Consider the following 17,216-nt stretch of genomic DNA (forward strand, 5'->3'; position numbering starts at 1 on the left):
CCTACTGCAGTACGAAGTTAGTGAAAAGCAACTGTTCGATCACCACTTTGCCCAGCTCTTTCTGCGCCACTTCCTGGACGCTGGCCGTGGCCTTCTGGCGCAACATCTCCTGACCGACCGGGGTCGCCAGTGTGGCGAAGTCCTGACCGGAGAAGAGCATCACCAGGTTGTTGCGGATCACCGGCATGTGCACTTTGAGCGCTTCCAGATCGGCCTGGTTGCGCGCCAGCATGGTGATGCTCACCTGCATGTAGCGCTGACGGCCGTTCTGGTTGTAGTTGGCCACGAAGGCCGGCGCCATCGGCTCGAAAATCGCCGGCTGCTTGCCGACCGGAGCGGTTTCCACGGCAGCCGCAGGTTTGCTCTGGGCGCTGTGCATGAAGAACCACGTCGCCCCCACAGACGCGCCGATGGCCAGCAGCAACCCGAGCACGATCGCGATGATCATCTTGAGTTTGCCTTTGGTTGCGGGGTCTTTTACTGCTGCTGCTTCGCTCTTCGCCATGCCAATAATCCGTCACTAATCGGGTTTTCACAGTCGCACGGCAAGGCAAGAGCAAGTGTTATGCCAGAAGTGTCGGAGGGGAATGGAGAGCGGTGGCAAAACAGATGAGGGAGCGGACAGGGCCGCTCCCTCGGGGAAGGATGAATCAGGCGTAATAGTCGACGGCGCTGGAGCCGATCACGTGAGTGGTCGCGGCAGCCGCTTCAGCCACGGCCGCAGACGTCAGCTCTTCTTCCGACGAGTCCAGGCGACCGCCGGCGGCGCTGGTGCGCCCCGTCTGGCCCTGTTGCGCCTGCTCCTGACCCTGCCCTTGCCAGCCACGGTTCTGGTCGGAAACGTTGACATCGACCTGTCCCATGCCCTGTTGAGTGAACATGTCACGCAGGCGATGCATCTGGCCGTCGAGGGCTTCGCGAACGCTCGGGTGAGCACTCATGAAGGTCACCTGGGTCTGCTGGTCCGGCACCATGTTCACCCGGATATCCAGGCGACCCAGTTCAGCCGGCTGCAACTGGATATCGGCAGATTTCAGGTTATTGCTCGACAGGTACATGACGCGGTTGACCACCTCCTCGGTCCAGCCGTTCTGATGCATGGCGATCGGCTGGTTCACCGGCACCGCGTTGGCGGTTTTCGGTGTGGCCGCCTGGGTCAGTGCCGCCAGACGGTTGGCGAAATCATCGACGCGGGTATCGCTGGTGGCGGATTTCAGGTCTTTCAGGCCATCGTCGATCAGACCACTGAAGGCCTTTTCGCCGCCCTGACTGGTGCTGTCCTTGTCGGCCTGCACATCCAGCATGCTGGCCATGCCGGCAGCGAAGGTCTGGGCCGAGGTCAGTTCGCCGTCGGCCTGGGTCTGGGCCGGGGTCGTCTTGGGTTGCGACTGGCTGGACGCGGAAATGTGACCGCTCTGCTCCATCGCCATGCGCAAGGCCGGCATTGAATCGAGCGGATCGGCCTCGGGATCGAAATCACTGTCAACGACAGGCGTCGTCGCAGTGGCGGCTGCTGGCAATGCCGCCACTGCCGGCGCCTGGGTCTCAGGCTTCACCGGAGGTGTTTCAACGACCGGCGCAGCAACAACCGGTGGCGTGACGACCGGCTGCACGACCTGCATCAGCGCCGGGTCCAGCGTCGGATCCACAACCGGGGTGATGTCGGCGACCGGCGTGGTCGGCGTATCGGACGTATCGTCGCTGGCCACCGGATCATCCGTTGCGGTCGACGAGGTTTTGTCGGCGGGCAAGGCTTTGCCGCTATCGGCAACCGTCGCGTCCGGAGCGGCAGACTGATCCTTGCCGGCGTCCTTCTTGCCGCTGTTGTCGGCGACCTTGTCGCGTGCGGGTTTTACCGAGTTGTCGACCGTGACGGCAGGCTTGTTCTGCCCCTGATCGGCAAACACCTGAGCGAAGCTCGAAGCCTTGTCCCCGGGGCCTGCGGCCACCACTGACGGTTTGGCAGAGGCGGCTTGCGCCTTGGCCTGGGCGGCAGTCTGAAGAAGAATGTTAGGGGTTGCAGGCATGGCACGGTCTCCGCTGCACTGGGATCATAGGTACAGTTGAACGAGATGACTGCAAGTGCCGGGCCAGTTTCGTCCGGCGCCGGATAAAAACGCCGGACGGTTGACTCAATGGGCGGGAGAGCGCTGTCGCTCGGCCTCATAGACGGGGCGCACATCCGCAAACTCGTCATGGATGTCGGCCACCAGCTTGATGATTTCGGACGGGCTCTTGTCTCTGGCGTGCTGCTCCAGCTCCTGACAAAGTTCAGCAAGACGGGTCGCCCCCATATTGCTGCTACTGCCTTTGAAGCTATGAGCCACCGACGACAAGGCGTCGGCATCGGCGGTTTTTTGCAGTTCACGCAGGCGCGCTTCGGAATCTGCCAGGAACGTATCCAGCAATTCCGGATAGCCATCCTCCATGACTTCTTGCAACGCACTCAGTACGTCGCGATCTACACAGGCATCAGTCACTTGTTCACTCCTTGATCAAGAATGCGCGGATTATGCCAGAGCCTCCCAGAAAAACTCCACGCGAGCACTACGACCATCGTCCGACCAGCTTGGATTCCTGCTCAATTGCCGGATCAGACTGACGCCGCGCCCCGACAGGCGGACACCGTCGAGCGGCCGCTCCATCACACGAGCCACGTCAAAGCCCTTGCCACTGTCTTCGACACGCACGATCAGACAACCGCCCTCGCCCTCGGGACGAACCTCCAGATGCACGCGCACATATCCATCCTGCAGGGCATCGAGGCGCGCATTGCGTTGCTCATAGTAACGGGCGAAACCCGATGCGTCGCGCTTGAGGCTGGAATCCAGTCCCAGCACCCCATGCTCCAGCGCATTGGAGTAAAGCTCGGCGAGCACGCTGTACAGTGCGCCACTCTGCGTGCGCAAGCCATGCACTTCGAGCAGCAATTGCAGCAGGTAGGGCAAAGGATTGAAGCGTTTGAGCGTGGCGCCGCGAAATTCGAAACTCACCGACCAGTCCAGCGGGCACGACTGACCGCTGTCGGAATACACCGGTGCCGACGGATTGACCTGCGCCATTTCCAGCAGGCTGACCTCGACCATGCTCACATCGTCCCGGGCTTCGCCGCGAAAATCCTGCAACGCCTGCTCGATCTCGGCGAACAGCCGATCCGGCTGGCGATTGCCGGAAAACACCCGCTGCAAGCGCTCGACACCGAACAGCTGATCATTGGCGTCGCAGGTGTCGATCACCCCGTCGGACAACAGGAACACCCGATCACCCACCGCCATCGACAGCACTTCGGTGCGGTCATCGAAAGCCTGCGGGCTGAGCACCCCCAAAGGCAGATGCCGCGCCGCCAGCGGTACCCGCTCGCCCGTAGCGATGCGATGCAGATAACCGTCAGGCATGCCGCCGTTCCAGATCTCCACGCTGCGCCGCTGAAAACTCAGGCAGAGCAGCGTGGCGCAGCAGAACATGTCCACCGGCAGGATACGCTTGAGCTTGGCGTTCATTTCCCGCAGGGTTTCGGCAAGCCCGTAACCCTTGGCGGTCATGCCGTAGAACACTTCCGCCAGCGGCATGGCACCGACCGCCGCCGGCAGACCGTGCCCGGTGAAGTCACCGAGCAATACATGCATGTCGCCGGCCGGCGTGTAGGCCGCCAGTAGCAGATCGCCGTTGAACAGCGCATAGGGCGATTGCAGGTAACGGATATTCGGCGCACTCAGGCAACCGGAATGCGCGACCTTGTCGAACACTGCCTTGGCGACCCGCTGCTCGTTGAGCAGGTAGTCGTGGTGCCGGGCAATCAGGTCGCGCTGTTCAAGCACCGTGGCTTGCAGGCGGCGCAAGCGATCCATCGCCTTGATTTTGGCGGACAGGATCACCTGGTTGTATGGCTTCGCCAGAAAGTCGTCACCGCCGGCCTCCAGGCATCGCACCAAGGCTTCGCTCTCGGTCAGCGACGTGAGGAATATGATCGGCACCAGGTTCTCACCCGCCAGTACCTTGATCTGGCGTGCGGCTTCGAAGCCGTCCATGACCGGCATCATCGCGTCCATCAGCACCAGATGCGGCTGCTGGCTGGAAAACACCTCGACCGCTTCGGCCCCATTGGCGGCCGTCAGTACCGCATGCCCCTGGCGTCGCACGATGGTCGACAACAGCAGCCGGTCAGCGGCGCTGTCCTCGGCGATCAGGATCGTCAGGGGCTCTTGCGGCTGCATGGCCGTCAACTGATGTCGAACAGTTTGTCGAAGTTGGAGATGGCGAGGATCTTGCGCACATCCGAATTGCTGTTGACCACCCGCACGTCCGAGTCGTCACCGCCGGCGTGGTCACGCAGCAGAAGCAGCATGCCCAAGGCCGAGCTGTCGAGATAGGTGGCATCCTTGAGATCCACCACGATGGAGTCGGGCTTTTTATTGAGTCGCTCGTAGGACTCGCGAAATTCCTGATGGCGACCGAAATCGAACCGGCCCTTGATCGAGATCGTCAGCTTTTGGCCATCCGGAGAAACTTCTGTAACGACTGACATGTACTGGCTTCCTTGTCATTGACGAACCTGTACAAGGTTTAGCACTTGCTAGGGTAAGGGGCAAGGCAGGAAGTCACCGCAAACTGTCAGAGATCAACCCGTCAGTAGGCATCACGGCGCGGCAGGCGCTGGGACAGTTCGTCCAGCAGCTTTTGCTCGCGCTTGTCTTCGACTCGCTGGGCTTCATCGCGGTAGCGTTGTACAAGTTTTCGCAAGCCTTCGACCCGGGCAAACGCCTGCTGCCAGGCCTCGCGAGCCTTGTCCAGATTGTTCTGGTGCCATTGCAGGCTTTGCCGTTGCTGGTCGACCGCCGTATCGAGCTGGGTCAGAAATCCCTGGAACCCGAGCAGCCACTGCCCGGTCACCCCGGTGCTGCCGCGCACGATCCATTGCTCGGAGTAATCCAGACGAAAGGCATGTAGGTCGGCGAGTTTGCTTTCGGCCACTTTCACCTGTCCCTGGAAATACCCGAGACGTTGCACGGCGGTTTTTTCGGCCTTCTCGGCCATTTCCACCACCGGTGCCAGACGTGCGGCGCGGCTCAGGGCCATGGCCGGTTACCCGCCGGTCGCAGGGGCGAGAATTGTTTCGAGGTAGGCCTCGCTTTCGCCCAGGCTGATGCTGTCGTTCAGACCCTGGCGCAGGTATCTGACCAGTTGCGGCTGCAGATTGATGGCAAGGTCAGTCTCGCGATCACCACCGGCGACATAGGCACCGACACTGATCAGGTCGCGACTTTGCTGGTAACGCGACCACAGCTGCTTGAAGAATTGCGCCCGGACCATGTGATCGGGCGGCACCACGGCCGGCATTACCCGGCTGATCGAGGCTTCGATATCGATGGCCGGGTAATGCCCTTCTTCGGCCAGGCGCCGGGACAATACGATGTGACCGTCGAGCACGCCTCGCGCCGAGTCGGCGATCGGGTCCTGCTGGTCATCGCCCTCGGACAGCACGGTATAGAACGCGGTAATCGAACCACCGCCCTTCTCCGCGTTACCGGCGCGCTCCACCAGTTTCGGCAGCTTGGCAAACACAGAAGGCGGATAACCCTTGGTCGCCGGCGGCTCCCCAATGGCCAGGGCGATTTCCCGCTGGGCCTGGGCGAAACGGGTCAGGGAATCCATCAGCAACAGGACATTCTTGCCCTTGTCGCGGAAATACTCGGCGATGCGCGTGCAGTACATCGCCGCGCGCAGACGCATCAGTGGTGCGTCGTCCGCAGGGGATGCAACCACCACGGAACGCTTGAGGCCTTCTTCACCGAGAATGTGCTCGATGAACTCTTTAACTTCTCGACCCCGCTCACCGATCAGACCGACGACGATGATGTCGGCCTCGGTGAAGCGGGTCATCATGCCCAGCAGCACCGACTTACCGACACCAGTACCGGCGAACAGACCCAGACGCTGACCGCGACCGACCGTCAACAAACCGTTGATGCAACGAATGCCGACGTCCAGCGGCACGCTGATCGGGTCACGGTTGAGCGGGTTGATGGTCGGACCGTCCATCGGCACCCAGTCTTCGGCCTTCATGCCGCCCTTGCCGTCCAGCGCACGTCCGGCGCCGTCCAGCACACGACCAAGCATGCTCATGCCCATCGGCAAACGACCGGTATCGGCCAGCGGCACCACACGGGCACCCGGCGCGATACCGGCAACGCTGCCAACAGGCATCAGGAAAACTTTGCTGCCGGAGAAACCCATCACTTCAGCTTCGACCTGCGACGGGTGATAGCTGTCGTCGTTGATCACCATGCAGCGGGTGCCCATGGCCGCGCGCAGGCCTTCGGCTTCGAGGGTCAGACCGACCATGCGCAGCAGGCGTCCTTCGAGGATCGGCGCACCGGGGATTTCGGTGGCCTCCGCATAGGTGCTCAGGCGCTTGGCGAAACTGGTGCGTTCAAGGCGCATCGGGGGCGTCCGCGAGCGGCTCGTCGGTGACAGGGGCCGGTTTCGGCGCTTCCGGCAAGTCGAGGCTCAGATCCGGTTCGGCCGGGTGCAAGGCCTGTTCGTGCAACTGGTCGAACAGCTTGGCCATGACCTGACCGACACGGGTTTCGATGCTCGCATCGATCCGGCTGTGCTCGGTTTCAACCCGGCAACCGCCCGGCAGCAGCGACTCGTCCTCGACGATACGCCAGGTTTCCTCATGGCGTTCGCGCAGGGCTTTGACCTGCTCGAAATCCTGCGGATTGACGTACAGCCGCACATTGCCCACGCCCAGCGGCAACAGCTTGAGGGCGTCGCGCATGACGTGTTCGATCTGCGTCGAGTCGATGGCCAGTTCGCGCTGGATCACCTGACGCGCGATGTGCTGCACGAGGTCGACCAGCGACTTTTCAATCTGCGTGTCTTGTTCGGCGATGGGCTCGAACAGGTTCACCATCAACTGCTCGAGGCTGTTGACCTTGGCGGAGAGAACCACTTCGGCTTCCTGGCGCACCTTGAGGGTAGCGCTGTGGAAACCTTCTTTTTCGCCGATGGCGAAGCCCTCGTTGTAAGCCTCCTGACGGATGCTTTCGAGTTCTTCGAGGGTCAGTGGCTGGACTTCCTCCAGCGGCACTTCCTCCATCTCCGGCGGTTCGGGCTCCGGTTCCGGCTCGGGTTCCGGTGGCGGCGGGTCGAAACTCGGGATGGCCCAGGTTTCGAAACCGCGGACGTCCCGGGCACGGATCAGGTCCGTCACATCGTCGTCGTTCTTGCCCATGGTGTTAGATCATTTCCTCGCCGCCCTTGCCACCGAGCACGATTTCTCCGGCTTCGGCCATACGGCGGGCGATGGTGAGGATTTCCTTCTGCGCGGTTTCCACGTCGCTGACACGCACCGGGCCTTTGGCCTCGAGGTCGTCGCGCAGCAGTTCGGCAGCACGTTTGGACATGTTCTTGAAGATCTTTTCCTTGACGCCTTCGTCCGACCCCTTGAGGGCCAGCACCAGCACATCGGAGGACACTTCGCGCAACAGCGCCTGGATACCGCGGTCGTCGACATCGGCCAGGTTGTTGAACACGAACATGAGGTCTTCGATCTGACCGGACAGGTCTTCGTCGACTTCGCGGATCGAGTCCATGAGCTGGCCTTCGATCGAGCTGTCGAGGAAGTTCATGATGTCCGCCGCCCGCTTGATGCCACCCAGGGTGGTGCGCGAGGCGTTCGAGTTGCCCGAGAACTGCTTCTCGAGGATCTGGTTCAATTCTTTCAGTGCCGCCGGCTGCACGGTGTTCAACGACGAGACGCGCAGGATGATGTCCAGACGCACCTTGTGGTCGAAGTTGCCCAGCACTTCACCGGCCTGGTCCGGATCGAGGTACGCGACCACGATCGCCTGGATCTGCGGGTGCTCGTAGCGGATCACGTCGGCTACGGCGCGCGGCTCCATCCATTTCAGGCTGTCGAGGCCGCTGGTGTTGCCGCCCAGCAGGATGCGGTCGATCAGGCCGTTGGCCTTGTCTTCACCCAGGGCCTGGGTGAGCATTTTGCGCACGTAGTCGTCGGAGCCGACGCCCAGGCTGGTCTGGTCGCCGACGATGTCGACGAACTCGCTCATGACCTGCTCGACCTGCTCGCGGTGGACGTTGCCCATCTGGGCCATGGCCACGCCGACTCGCTGAACCTCTTTCGGGCCCATGTGGCGCAGCACTTGTGCAGCATCGGTCGAACCCAGGGACAGCAGCAGAATCGCGGCTTTATCGACCCGGGACAGTTTGGCGACGGCGGCTCGGTTATCACTCATCTGCGTTAATCCACTCTTTCACGACCTGGGCCACACGACCCGGGTCTTCTGCCACCAGACTCTTGATTGCGTTCAACTGAGCGTCATAGCCTTCGCTCGGGCTCGGCAGCAGGATGCTGGTCGGGCCGCCGAGGCTGACGCGATCGTTGGACAGTTCACCGTCCAGACCGCCCATGCCACCCAGTTCCACGTCACCGCCCAGACCGGCCAGTTCCTTGCCTTTGCCGCCGCCGGTGATGTTGTTGAGCACCGGACGCAGCACGCCGAACACCAGCACCAGGATGAACAACACACCCAGCACTTGTTTGACGATGTCCCAGAACCATGGCTGGGAGTAGAACGGAATGTCGGCAATCACTTCGCCGCGCTCGGCGGAGAACGGCATGTTGATCACGCTGACGCTGTCGCCACGGCTGGCGTCGAAACCGACGGCGTCCTGCACCAGACGAGTGAAGCGCGCCAATTCGTCGGCGCTCCACGGCGCACGGGTGGTTTCGCCGTTGGCCGGGTTGATCTTGACCTGATCGTCCACCACCACCGACACCGACAGGCGATTCAGGCGACCCTGCTGCTGCTTGGTGTGGCTGATGGAACGGTCGAGTTCAAAGTTCTTGGTGGATTGTTGACGCTTGTCTGCCGGGTACGGCGCGAGCATCGGCTGGCCGGTGGCCGGGTCCATGATCTGCTGACCGTTGGCATCGACCAGTGGCTGGCCAGGTTGCACCATGCCGGTCGAAGCCTGGGCGCCACCGGTGGTTTGCGGCGCCGAAGCCGGCGACGGCGGCTGGTTGCTCAGGGCACCTGGTACGCCTTGCGGGCCATTGCTGGCGGTGCGCTGCTCGTTGACCGATTGCTCGCTGCGCAGCGCCGGCTGATCCGGGTTGAACTGCTCGGCGGTGGATTCGACGGCACTGAAATCGATGTCGGCCGACACTTCAGCCTTGTAGCGATCGTTGCCCAGTACCGGTTGCAGAATATTGTGCACACGCTGGGTCAGCATGCTTTCCATGCGGCGGCTGTAATCGAACTGCTTGCCGGCCATGGTCATTTCGGAATTTTCCGCCTGATCCGACAGCAGGTTGCCCTTCTGGTCGACGACGGTGATCTGCGACTTGCTCAGCTCGGGAACGGAAGTGGCCACCAGGTTGATGATGGCAACGACCTGACCCGGCTCCAGCGAACGGCCGGAGTACAACTCGACCAGTACCGAAGCGCTTGGCTTGCGTTCGTCACGGACGAACACCGAGCTTTTCGGGATCGCCAGGTGAACGCGTGCGCCCTTGACGTTGTTCAGGGCGGAGATGGTGCGGGCCAGTTCGCCTTCGAGGCCGCGACGGTAACGGGTCGCTTCCATGAACTGGCTGGTGCCCAGACCCTGTTCCTTGTCGAGAATCTCGAAACCGATGTTGCCGTCGCTGGGAGTGACACCAGCAGCGGCGAGTTTCAGTCGCGCACGGGACAGGTCATCGGCCTTGACCAGCAAGGCACCGGAGTTCGGCTCGACGGTGTAGGGAATGTCGGCGGAGGCCAGGGTGTCCATGACCTGCTTGGCGTCCATACCGGCAAGGCTGCCGTACAGAGGCCGGTAGTCCGGTTGCTGTGACCACAGCACCACGGCAAAGCCAATCGCCACGCTCGCAGCCAGGCCGACCAACAGGCCCACCTGACGCAGCATGGTCATCTCGGAGAGGTTTTCCAGGAAGGACAGGCCGAACAGCGGCGGTTTGCCGTCTATCGGGGTGGCCTTGGCCGGAACATTATCGGCGACTGCTTCTGCCATGACTCAATCTCGTCCTTAAACCGGCATCTGCATGATGTCTTGATAAGCCTGAACCAGTTTGTTGCGCACCTGGGTCAGAGCCTGGAACGACACGCTGGCCTTTTGCGAGGAAATCATCACGTCCGTCAAATCGACGCCGCTCTTGCCGATTTCGAACGCGTTGGCCAATTGGCTCGAGGCCTGTTGGGTATCGTTCACTTTGTTGATGGCCTGACCGAGCATGTCGGAAAAGCTGCTGCCTGCCACTTCAGGGACGGCGGCAGTCGATTTCGGCTTCGACATGGCGTCCATTTGCATGGCCTTCATGTCCATCATCAACCGATTAAATTCAATACCTTGGCTCATGGTCTACTCTCTTGGGCGGCCCGCAATTTTTTGACACTCACTCGGCGGGTACTCAGGTGTTAGCAACAACGGTGCCAGCTCACGGGCACCGCTTCGAGAAATGCGTTTTCAAACGTTTGCGCCACCGCTTACGTGGCGAACAGATACCCTTCGACGTCCATCCCCGCATCGCGCATCTGCGCCAGTTTGTAGCGCAATGTACGCGGGCTGATACCGAGTTTTTCGGCGGCTTCCTTGCGCCGACCGCGTTCGGTGCGCAGGGTGTCGATGATCATCTGGAACTCGCGACGACGCAGGTCATCGCCCAGCGCGCCGGCCGAATCCGCCTCGATCTCGACCTCACGAATGACCGCTGCTGCCGGCACGGCCACTGGCAACGGCGCGAACAGCGCAGGCCCGGAGAGACAGAAATCCTGCGGCTGGATCAGCCCGCCCTGCTGCAGGATCAACGCCCGCTGCACCGCGTTATCCAGCTCACGCACGTTGCCCGGCCAGGGATAACCGATCAGGCACGCCTGCGCCTCGGGCGAGAACTTCGCCATCGCATGCTTCATTTTATTGACGTGCTTGGCCAGCAGACGCTCGGCCAGCGGCAGGATGTCGGCGGTGCGCTCACGCAGCGGACGCCAGGCCAGCGGAAACACCGACAGGCGATAGTAGAGGTCTTCACGGAACCGCCCCGCCGCCACTTCACCCGCCAGATCACGGTTGGTGGTGGCGACGACACGAATGTCGAGGGTGATCGGCTTGCGTGCGCCGACCCGTTCCACTTCACGCTCCTGCAGCACACGCAGCAACTTGGCCTGCAGCCCCAGAGGCATCTCGGAAATCTCGTCGAGCAGAATGGTGCCGCCGTCGGCCTGCTCGAACTTGCCGGCCTGCGCCGCGATGGCGCCGGTGAACGAACCTTTCTCGTGACCGAACAATGTCGCTTCAAGCATGTTGTCCGGGATCGCCGCGCAGTTGATCGCAATGAACGGCTGACTGGCGCGATGGGATTGCTGGTGGATGTAGCGCGCCAGCACCTCCTTGCCGGTGCCGGACTCGCCGGAAATCAGCACGGTGGAATCGCTGCGGGCGACCCGCGCCGCCAGATCCAGCAACTGCGCACTGGCCGGCTCGACGGCAACCGGCCCTTCTGCGTCAGTTGTACCGAGATTGCCCAGAGCATGGCGCGCAACCAGATCCAGCAGCGCCTTGGGCTCGAAGGGCTTGACCAGATAATCCGCCGCGCCCTGACGCATGGCATCCACCGCACGCTCGACGGCACCGTGAGCCGTCATCAGCAGCACCGGCAATTGCGGTTGGCGCGCGCGCAGCAGGCCGAGCAACTGGTGACCGTCCATGCCCGGCATGTTGACGTCGCTGACCACCAGGCTGAACGCCTCGCACTCCACGGCTTTCAGCGCCTCCTCGGCAGAACCCACGGCGTGATAGTCGTGACCGGCCAGCAGCAGCGTATCGGCCAGCGCCTCGCGCAATGAACGGTCATCCTCGACCAGCAGAACCTTGATGCCCATGACCTTCACTCAGCTCCCTGTACAGCGGAAAACATCGGCAGGACGACCTGCGCGCACGTGCCGCGCCCGACCCGCGAGCGCAGTTGCAATTCTCCCTGATGCGCACGGGCCACGGCCTTGACCACGGTCAGGCCCAGGCCGGTGCCGGTGACCTTGGTGGTGAAAAATGGCTCGCCCAGCCGCGCCAGCACCGCCGACTCGATACCGCCGCCATTGTCACTGACGCAAAGGCGCAGGGTGTTGTCGCGGGTGTAGCAATGCACTTTCAGGCGCACGTCACCGCCACTGGCCTGAATCGCGTTTTCAATCAGATTGAGCACAGCACCAACCAGCGTGTCGCGATTGCACAGCAACTCGCCTGCATGGCTGTCGCACTGCCAGCGAATTGGCAGATCCTGCACGTGGGTCAACGCTGCCGCCTGCAACGACTGCATCAGGGCATTGGGCGTGACGCGGTCGGTCAGCGGCAATTCACCGCGAGCGAACACCAGCATGTCGCGCACCTGATGCTCCAGCTCATGCAGACGCTCCTTCAGGCGCCCGGCAAACCGCTGCTGGGTGGCGACCGGCAGCGCCTGCTCGGTCAAATGGCTGGCATACAGCAGCGCGGCGGAAAGCGGCGTACGAATTTGATGAGCCAGCGAGGCGACCATGCGCCCCAACGACGACAGGCGTTCGTGGCGTGCGAGCTGATCCTGCAAGTGACGGGTTTCAGTCAGGTCATTGAGCAGCACCAATTGCCCCGGCTCGGCATCCAGCGAGCGGGTGGCAATCGACAGGCGTCGACCGTTTCTCAGGGATATTTCATGACCGTCGTCTTCACGGGGCGCGAAGCAACGGGCAATGACATGGCGCCACAGCTCACCTTCCAGCGGCAGGCCCAGCAGATCGATGGCGGCCGGATTGGCCTCGCACACGATGCCGTGACCATCGATGACGATGACACCACCGGGCAACAGATCGAGGAGATTTTGCAGACGGTTGGCCAGACGCTCCTTTTCCGCCAGCTCCTGCATGCGCTGGGCGCTGACCACGGCCAGCTCACCCTTGAGCTCGGTGACCCGCGCCTCAAGCATGCTGTAGGAGTCGGTCAATTGACTCGACATCTGGTTGAACAGCGCGAACGCCTGCTCAAGACCCTGCCGACTGGCCTGCTCTACGGACGGCAGTTGCCCCGAGGACTCGGGAACAGAAGACATCTGGGAGGCTTGGGGCATTGTGCTCTCTCGCTTGGCTGACCGTCAGTTAAACGGAACGTTGCGAGGGATGTAGCAATACCCGTGCCTAAAAAAAATTGCTTATAAATGAAGAAGTTGAAAAACAGGCGTCAATCATCCGCCTGTTCATCACCTTCACGCCGGCTCATGCCGTACTTGCGCATTTTCTCCACCAGCGTGGTGCGACGGATGCGCAGGCGTTCGGCGGCCCGGGCCACGATGCCGTTGGCATCATCCAGCGCCTGCTGAATCAGGCCCTGCTCCAGACCACCGAGGTAGTCCTTCAGATCCAGGCCTTCCGGCGGCAGCATGGCGTTGGCGGTGAAGTCCGGCGTGTGGCCGTTGATTGCCACGCGCTCTTCCAGATCGCTGCGCAGGCTGTCGACCATTTGCTCGTCTTCGTCGTCGACGTAGCGGAATTTCTTCGGCAGTTCGACCACACCGATCACCCCGTACGGGTGCATGATCGCCATGCGTTCCACCAGGTTGGCCAGTTCGCGGACGTTGCCCGGCCAGCCGTGACGGCACAGGGACATGATCGCAGCGGAGTTGAAACGGATCGAACCGCGCTTCTCGTGCTCCATGCGCGAAATCAGTTCGTTCATCAGCAGCGGAATGTCTTCGACACGCTCACGCAGCGGCGCCATCTCGATCGGGAACACGTTCAGGCGATAGTAGAGGTCTTCGCGGAAGGTACCGATCTCGATCATGCTTTCGAGATTCTTGTGGGTCGCGGCGATGATGCGCACGTCGACGCTCTGGGTCTTGTTGCTGCCCACACGCTCGAAGGTGCGCTCCTGCAGCACGCGCAGCAGCTTGACCTGCATCGGCAGCGGCATGTCACCGATTTCGTCGAGGAACAGCGTACCGCCGTTGGCCAGCTCGAAGCGGCCGGCACGGCTGGTGATCGCGCCGGTGAAGGCGCCCTTCTCGTGGCCGAACAGCTCGCTTTCCAGCAGCTCTGCCGGGATCGCCCCGCAATTGACCGGCACGAACGGCGCATCACGACGCTTGGAATGGTAATGCAGGTTACGCGCAACCACTTCCTTGCCGGTGCCGGACTCACCAAGGATCAGCACGCTGGCGTCGGTGTCGGCCACCTGCTGCATCATCTGGCGCACGTGCTGGATCGCACGGCTGGTGCCGACGAGGCTGCGGAACAGGTTGGGTTCGCGATGACGGCCGCGCTCGCGGGCCTGGTCGTACATTTCGCGATAGACCTGGGCACGGTGCAGGGAGTCCAGCAATTTGCTGTAGCTCGGCGGCATCTCGAGAGTCGAAAGCACCCGGCGGCGTTGGTCTTCGGGCAAGTCCACCGAAGAATTATCGCCCATCAGCAAAACCGGAAGGAACTCATCCCAGGTTGAGAGTGTCTTTAACAGGCCCAAAAGCGCACCAGGAGCATTGACCGTCCCGATCAGTACGCAAATGACCTCACGACTAGACGACAAAGAGCCGACTGCCTGCTGCCAGTCATGGCTTCCGCAGGGTAAATTTTCTTCGCCAAGAAAATTTAAAATCACCGCCAGGTCGCGGCGGCGGACGCTATCGTCATCGATCAGCAGAATTTTGGTTTCACGCCACATGCAATAGCAACTTCCCTAGTCAACTCAATGCCCGAAACGAGGGGCAAGCGAGACGCTTGCAGGACACTTCGTGCCTGTAGACGCCTGAAATCTGAAAACAGCCACTAGTTAAGTCAAAAAACCGTGCACAGTCAAATTTATGGCGCACATGTCTGGATTAACTGAGGGTTAATTAACCAAACAGATGGTAAACCTTTGCCGCGTTCTGCGCTTGGGTGATCTGCGACATCTCGTCGACTATCGCCTGACGCTCACCCATCGCGACCTCAAGAAGCTGCTTGTAGACATGCAGCAGCTCCTCGAGATTGTCACGCAGCGCCACTTCATCCAGCGAAGCCTCACTCAAGACATCTTCCATGCAGGAACGGCAATCGAGGTCCAGTTGACCGATCGCCTCCCAGTTGCGCTCGGCCAGGGCACCGACCAACGCCACTCGGGTTTCTTCGATTCGCTGCAATACAAGACTCATGGTGATCTCCTTAAAACTGAGGAGCAGGCGTGGGAGCAATGGCATCCCAGCCTTCTTTTACCGTACTCAGCAAGCCGGCGACTTCATCGAGAATGCGCGGATCGCTGTTTATGTTGGCCTCGGCAAGACGCTTCATCATGTAGATGTACAGCCCGTCGAGATCAGCCAGCGTATCGGCGGAGTTCTCCAGATCCAGGCCTTCACGCAGGCCGCTGACGATGCCAATGGCCTTGCTGATTGCCGTGCACTTGGCAGGAATGTCCTTGCGTTCGATCGCACCTTTGGCCTGAGCAATACGTGCCAGGCCACCTTCCATCAGCATTTGCACCAGACGGTGAGGGCTCGCTTCGGACGTCTGAGCGTGGGCGCCAACTTTCTGGTATTGCCGAAGGGCTAACATCGGATTCATGTTCTACCTCATTTGCCACAATGACTCGTATGACCAGTGTATCGCCAGCGAGTCGAAAAACTTTAGACCATAAGACAAAAACCCGGCACACGCTCGAAAGCGTAGCCGGGTTTTTGTCGCTCTTACATGTTACTTCGCAGATTGCTGAGCGTTCAGCGAGCTGAAGAACGATGTGATGTTGCTTGCGGTTGCCTTCATCTGTCCTACCAGCAAGTCCATGGCGTTGTACTTGGCTGTCAGCGTCTTGGTCAGGTTGGCGACACGCAGATCCAGCGCCAATTGCTGACTGGTGATGTTTTTGGTGTTGTTGTTCAGGATGGTCAGGCGCTGATCCAGCAGACCGCTCGTGGTCTTGCCATCGGGCGAAGCCTTCAGGTAAGGATCGACCGCCTTGCTCATGCGGGTCAACAGACCATTGGTGTCGTTGGTGCCGGTGAACATGTCCTGGACCTTGCCGGTCATGCCCGGCGTGGACATGGCCTTGGTGAACGCAGCCGTGTCGAACGTCAGGTTACCGGTATTGCGGTCGGTCATGACGCCCAACTGCGACAGATAAGCCATCGGGGTGCCAGCGGTAGCACTCTCGGCCGTCAATTGTCCGCGGATATCGGCAACCAATGAGCGCGCCAGGGAGTCACCGGTGAACGCCGCCTGAACGGTCAGCTTGCCATCTTCATCCGGTGTCGCCTTGGACAAGGTGTCGATGGTGCTTTTCAAGGTGTTGTAGGCATCGACGAACGCCTGAACCGACGTCTGCAAACCCTTGGTGTTACCGTCGACAGTCACCGTGACAGGTGTCGGCGGAGTACCCGGACTGGTCGTTACCAGGTTCATTGTCAGACCGCTGATAGCACCGGTGACCGTGTTGCTCTTGCTGGTCACCGCCAGGCCATCAATGCTCAACGACGCATCCTGAGCGAGACCATTGACCGCGCCGGAAGCGCCAGCGGCAGGGTTGGTACCCATCGGTTGGGTGCCGTCGATTTCCAGACCGGCAATGCCGCTGACCGTCAGGTCGGAACCAGCGCCCGTCTTGCTCGAACTGATCACCAGGCGCGAAGCACCCGAGCTGTCAGTCACGATGTTGGCGGAAATACCGTTGACGGCCTGAGCCGAGTTGATCGCATCCCGAGTGCTCTGCAAAGTGGCATTGGCCGGGATCGTGACATTGTAATCAGTGCCATTCTGACTGATTTTCAGGGTACCACTCGGAATGGCACTGGCAGCACCGCCGGCAAAGGATGCACTGGCGACTTTCGAGCCGGTGGCCAGCTTGTTCACAACGACACTGTAAGTACCCGACACTGCAGTGTTATCCGCAGAGACGCCCAGCACGGCAGGAGTACCCGAAGTCGCCGTGTAACCGGCAAAGGCAGGGTTGGTCTTGCTGCCCAGGTTGGTCATCGCTGTCTGGAATGCAGTCAGCGCACTCTTCAGCGTACCGATACCGGAAATCTTCAGCGTGTTGGTTTTGGTGGCGTTATCGATCTGCGTCTGCTTCGGCGACTTGTCCGCGTTGACCAGCGCAGTAACGATCGCACCGATGTCCAGGCCGGAACCCAGGCCCGTACCCGGTAAAATTGGACTTGCCATGTGCATCTCCCTTGGGGTTGTTGCCAGTCTTTTGAC

At 61.2% G+C, this 17,216-nt stretch carries 17 protein-coding genes; all 17 read right to left on the minus strand.

What is annotated here, in order from left to right; all coding sequences use genetic code 11:
- Position 1 precedes the first annotated feature (1 nt).
- The 17 genes from fliL to fliD all read right to left on the minus strand — a co-directional run bounded on the left by fliL (position 2) and on the right by fliD (position 17,180).
- Positions 2-505, minus strand: coding sequence for a flagellar basal body-associated protein FliL (gene fliL, locus ACKLNA_RS25845; RefSeq protein WP_085733741.1), 504 nt, complete (start codon positions 503-505; stop codon positions 2-4).
- A 145-nt stretch (positions 506-650) separates the two neighbouring features.
- A complete protein-coding gene (locus ACKLNA_RS25850; RefSeq protein ID WP_408987514.1) occupies positions 651-2,027 on the minus strand; it encodes a flagellar hook-length control protein FliK in 1,377 nt (458 codons plus the stop codon).
- Between the two features lie 105 nt (positions 2,028-2,132).
- Complete coding sequence (locus ACKLNA_RS25855; protein ID WP_085710468.1) at positions 2,133-2,480, minus strand: Hpt domain-containing protein; 348 nt, start codon at positions 2,478-2,480, stop codon at positions 2,133-2,135.
- Positions 2,481-2,510: 30 nt separating this feature from the next.
- Positions 2,511-4,214 (minus strand): SpoIIE family protein phosphatase, encoded by a 1,704-nt coding sequence (locus tag ACKLNA_RS25860; protein WP_408987515.1) that lies wholly within the window; start codon positions 4,212-4,214, stop codon positions 2,511-2,513.
- Between the two features lie 5 nt (positions 4,215-4,219).
- On the minus strand, positions 4,220-4,525 hold the full coding sequence (locus tag ACKLNA_RS25865) for an STAS domain-containing protein (RefSeq protein WP_119428818.1): 306 nt from the start codon (positions 4,523-4,525) through the stop codon (positions 4,220-4,222).
- Positions 4,526-4,626: 101 nt separating this feature from the next.
- Positions 4,627-5,076: a flagellar export protein FliJ gene (gene fliJ, locus ACKLNA_RS25870; protein ID WP_114881898.1), complete on the minus strand. Its 450-nt coding sequence runs from the start codon at positions 5,074-5,076 to the stop codon at positions 4,627-4,629.
- A 6-nt stretch (positions 5,077-5,082) separates the two neighbouring features.
- Entirely contained in the window at positions 5,083-6,441 is a 1,359-nt protein-coding gene (gene fliI, locus ACKLNA_RS25875) for a flagellar protein export ATPase FliI (RefSeq protein ID WP_085710464.1), read from the minus strand.
- Positions 6,431-7,237 (minus strand): flagellar assembly protein FliH, encoded by an 807-nt coding sequence (gene fliH, locus ACKLNA_RS25880; RefSeq protein ID WP_408987516.1) that lies wholly within the window; start codon positions 7,235-7,237, stop codon positions 6,431-6,433. The genes fliI and fliH overlap by 11 nt, the downstream gene beginning before the upstream one ends.
- Before the next feature lie 4 nt (positions 7,238-7,241).
- Positions 7,242-8,261, minus strand: a complete 1,020-nt coding sequence (fliG, locus tag ACKLNA_RS25885; RefSeq protein WP_007958288.1) for a flagellar motor switch protein FliG — start codon at positions 8,259-8,261, stop codon at positions 7,242-7,244.
- Positions 8,254-10,041: a flagellar basal-body MS-ring/collar protein FliF gene (fliF, locus tag ACKLNA_RS25890; protein WP_085710461.1), complete on the minus strand. Its 1,788-nt coding sequence runs from the start codon at positions 10,039-10,041 to the stop codon at positions 8,254-8,256. Before fliF ends, fliG begins: the two co-directional genes overlap by 8 nt.
- Before the next feature lie 15 nt (positions 10,042-10,056).
- Positions 10,057-10,386 carry a flagellar hook-basal body complex protein FliE gene (gene fliE, locus ACKLNA_RS25895; RefSeq protein ID WP_085710460.1) on the minus strand — a complete coding sequence of 110 codons (330 nt, stop codon included), beginning with the start codon at positions 10,384-10,386 and terminating at the stop codon, positions 10,057-10,059.
- Between the two features lie 128 nt (positions 10,387-10,514).
- Positions 10,515-11,906 carry a sigma-54-dependent transcriptional regulator gene (locus ACKLNA_RS25900; protein WP_408987517.1) on the minus strand — a complete coding sequence of 464 codons (1,392 nt, stop codon included), beginning with the start codon at positions 11,904-11,906 and terminating at the stop codon, positions 10,515-10,517.
- Between the two features lie 5 nt (positions 11,907-11,911).
- Positions 11,912-13,123: a sensor histidine kinase gene (locus tag ACKLNA_RS25905; RefSeq protein WP_408987518.1), complete on the minus strand. Its 1,212-nt coding sequence runs from the start codon at positions 13,121-13,123 to the stop codon at positions 11,912-11,914.
- A 110-nt stretch (positions 13,124-13,233) separates the two neighbouring features.
- Positions 13,234-14,709 (minus strand): sigma-54 dependent transcriptional regulator, encoded by a 1,476-nt coding sequence (locus ACKLNA_RS25910; RefSeq protein WP_003222863.1) that lies wholly within the window; start codon positions 14,707-14,709, stop codon positions 13,234-13,236.
- Between the two features lie 172 nt (positions 14,710-14,881).
- Entirely contained in the window at positions 14,882-15,178 is a 297-nt protein-coding gene (locus ACKLNA_RS25915) for a hypothetical protein (RefSeq protein ID WP_011333045.1), read from the minus strand.
- A 10-nt stretch (positions 15,179-15,188) separates the two neighbouring features.
- Entirely contained in the window at positions 15,189-15,587 is a 399-nt protein-coding gene (fliS, locus tag ACKLNA_RS25920) for a flagellar export chaperone FliS (RefSeq protein WP_085710456.1), read from the minus strand.
- Between the two features lie 129 nt (positions 15,588-15,716).
- On the minus strand, positions 15,717-17,180 hold the full coding sequence (gene fliD, locus ACKLNA_RS25925; RefSeq protein ID WP_408987519.1) for a flagellar filament capping protein FliD: 1,464 nt from the start codon (positions 17,178-17,180) through the stop codon (positions 15,717-15,719).
- Positions 17,181-17,216: the final 36 nt, after the last annotated feature.

The organism is Pseudomonas sp. UV AK001 (genome assembly GCF_046097675.1).
GTDB classification, from domain to species: Bacteria; Pseudomonadota; Gammaproteobacteria; order Pseudomonadales; family Pseudomonadaceae; genus Aquipseudomonas; species Aquipseudomonas kribbensis.

What these genes read in the sequence shown, in the direction of transcription:
- fliF (WP_085710461.1), bottom strand. Translation starts at nt 10,041, where the DNA reads ATGGCAGAAGCAGTCGCCGATAATGTTCCGGCCAAGGCCACCCCGATA.
- fliD (WP_408987519.1), bottom strand. Translation starts at nt 17,180, where the DNA reads ATGGCAAGTCCAATTTTACCGGGTACGGGCCTGGGTTCCGGCCTGGAC.
- fliE (WP_085710460.1), bottom strand. Translation starts at nt 10,386, where the DNA reads ATGAGCCAAGGTATTGAATTTAATCGGTTGATGATGGACATGAAGGCC.
- fliS (WP_085710456.1), bottom strand. Translation starts at nt 15,587, where the DNA reads ATGAATCCGATGTTAGCCCTTCGGCAATACCAGAAAGTTGGCGCCCAC.
- ACKLNA_RS25860 (WP_408987515.1), bottom strand. Translation starts at nt 4,214, where the DNA reads ATGCAGCCGCAAGAGCCCCTGACGATCCTGATCGCCGAGGACAGCGCC.
- ACKLNA_RS25905 (WP_408987518.1), bottom strand. Translation starts at nt 13,123, where the DNA reads ATGCCCCAAGCCTCCCAGATGTCTTCTGTTCCCGAGTCCTCGGGGCAA.
- ACKLNA_RS25915 (WP_011333045.1), bottom strand. Translation starts at nt 15,178, where the DNA reads ATGAGTCTTGTATTGCAGCGAATCGAAGAAACCCGAGTGGCGTTGGTC.
- fliG (WP_007958288.1), bottom strand. Translation starts at nt 8,261, where the DNA reads ATGAGTGATAACCGAGCCGCCGTCGCCAAACTGTCCCGGGTCGATAAA.
- ACKLNA_RS25850 (WP_408987514.1), bottom strand. Translation starts at nt 2,027, where the DNA reads ATGCCTGCAACCCCTAACATTCTTCTTCAGACTGCCGCCCAGGCCAAG.
- fliJ (WP_114881898.1), bottom strand. Translation starts at nt 5,076, where the DNA reads ATGGCCCTGAGCCGCGCCGCACGTCTGGCACCGGTGGTGGAAATGGCC.
- fliL (WP_085733741.1), bottom strand. Translation starts at nt 505, where the DNA reads ATGGCGAAGAGCGAAGCAGCAGCAGTAAAAGACCCCGCAACCAAAGGC.
- ACKLNA_RS25910 (WP_003222863.1), bottom strand. Translation starts at nt 14,709, where the DNA reads ATGTGGCGTGAAACCAAAATTCTGCTGATCGATGACGATAGCGTCCGC.
- ACKLNA_RS25900 (WP_408987517.1), bottom strand. Translation starts at nt 11,906, where the DNA reads ATGGGCATCAAGGTTCTGCTGGTCGAGGATGACCGTTCATTGCGCGAG.
- fliH (WP_408987516.1), bottom strand. Translation starts at nt 7,237, where the DNA reads ATGGGCAAGAACGACGACGATGTGACGGACCTGATCCGTGCCCGGGAC.
- fliI (WP_085710464.1), bottom strand. Translation starts at nt 6,441, where the DNA reads ATGCGCCTTGAACGCACCAGTTTCGCCAAGCGCCTGAGCACCTATGCG.
- ACKLNA_RS25865 (WP_119428818.1), bottom strand. Translation starts at nt 4,525, where the DNA reads ATGTCAGTCGTTACAGAAGTTTCTCCGGATGGCCAAAAGCTGACGATC.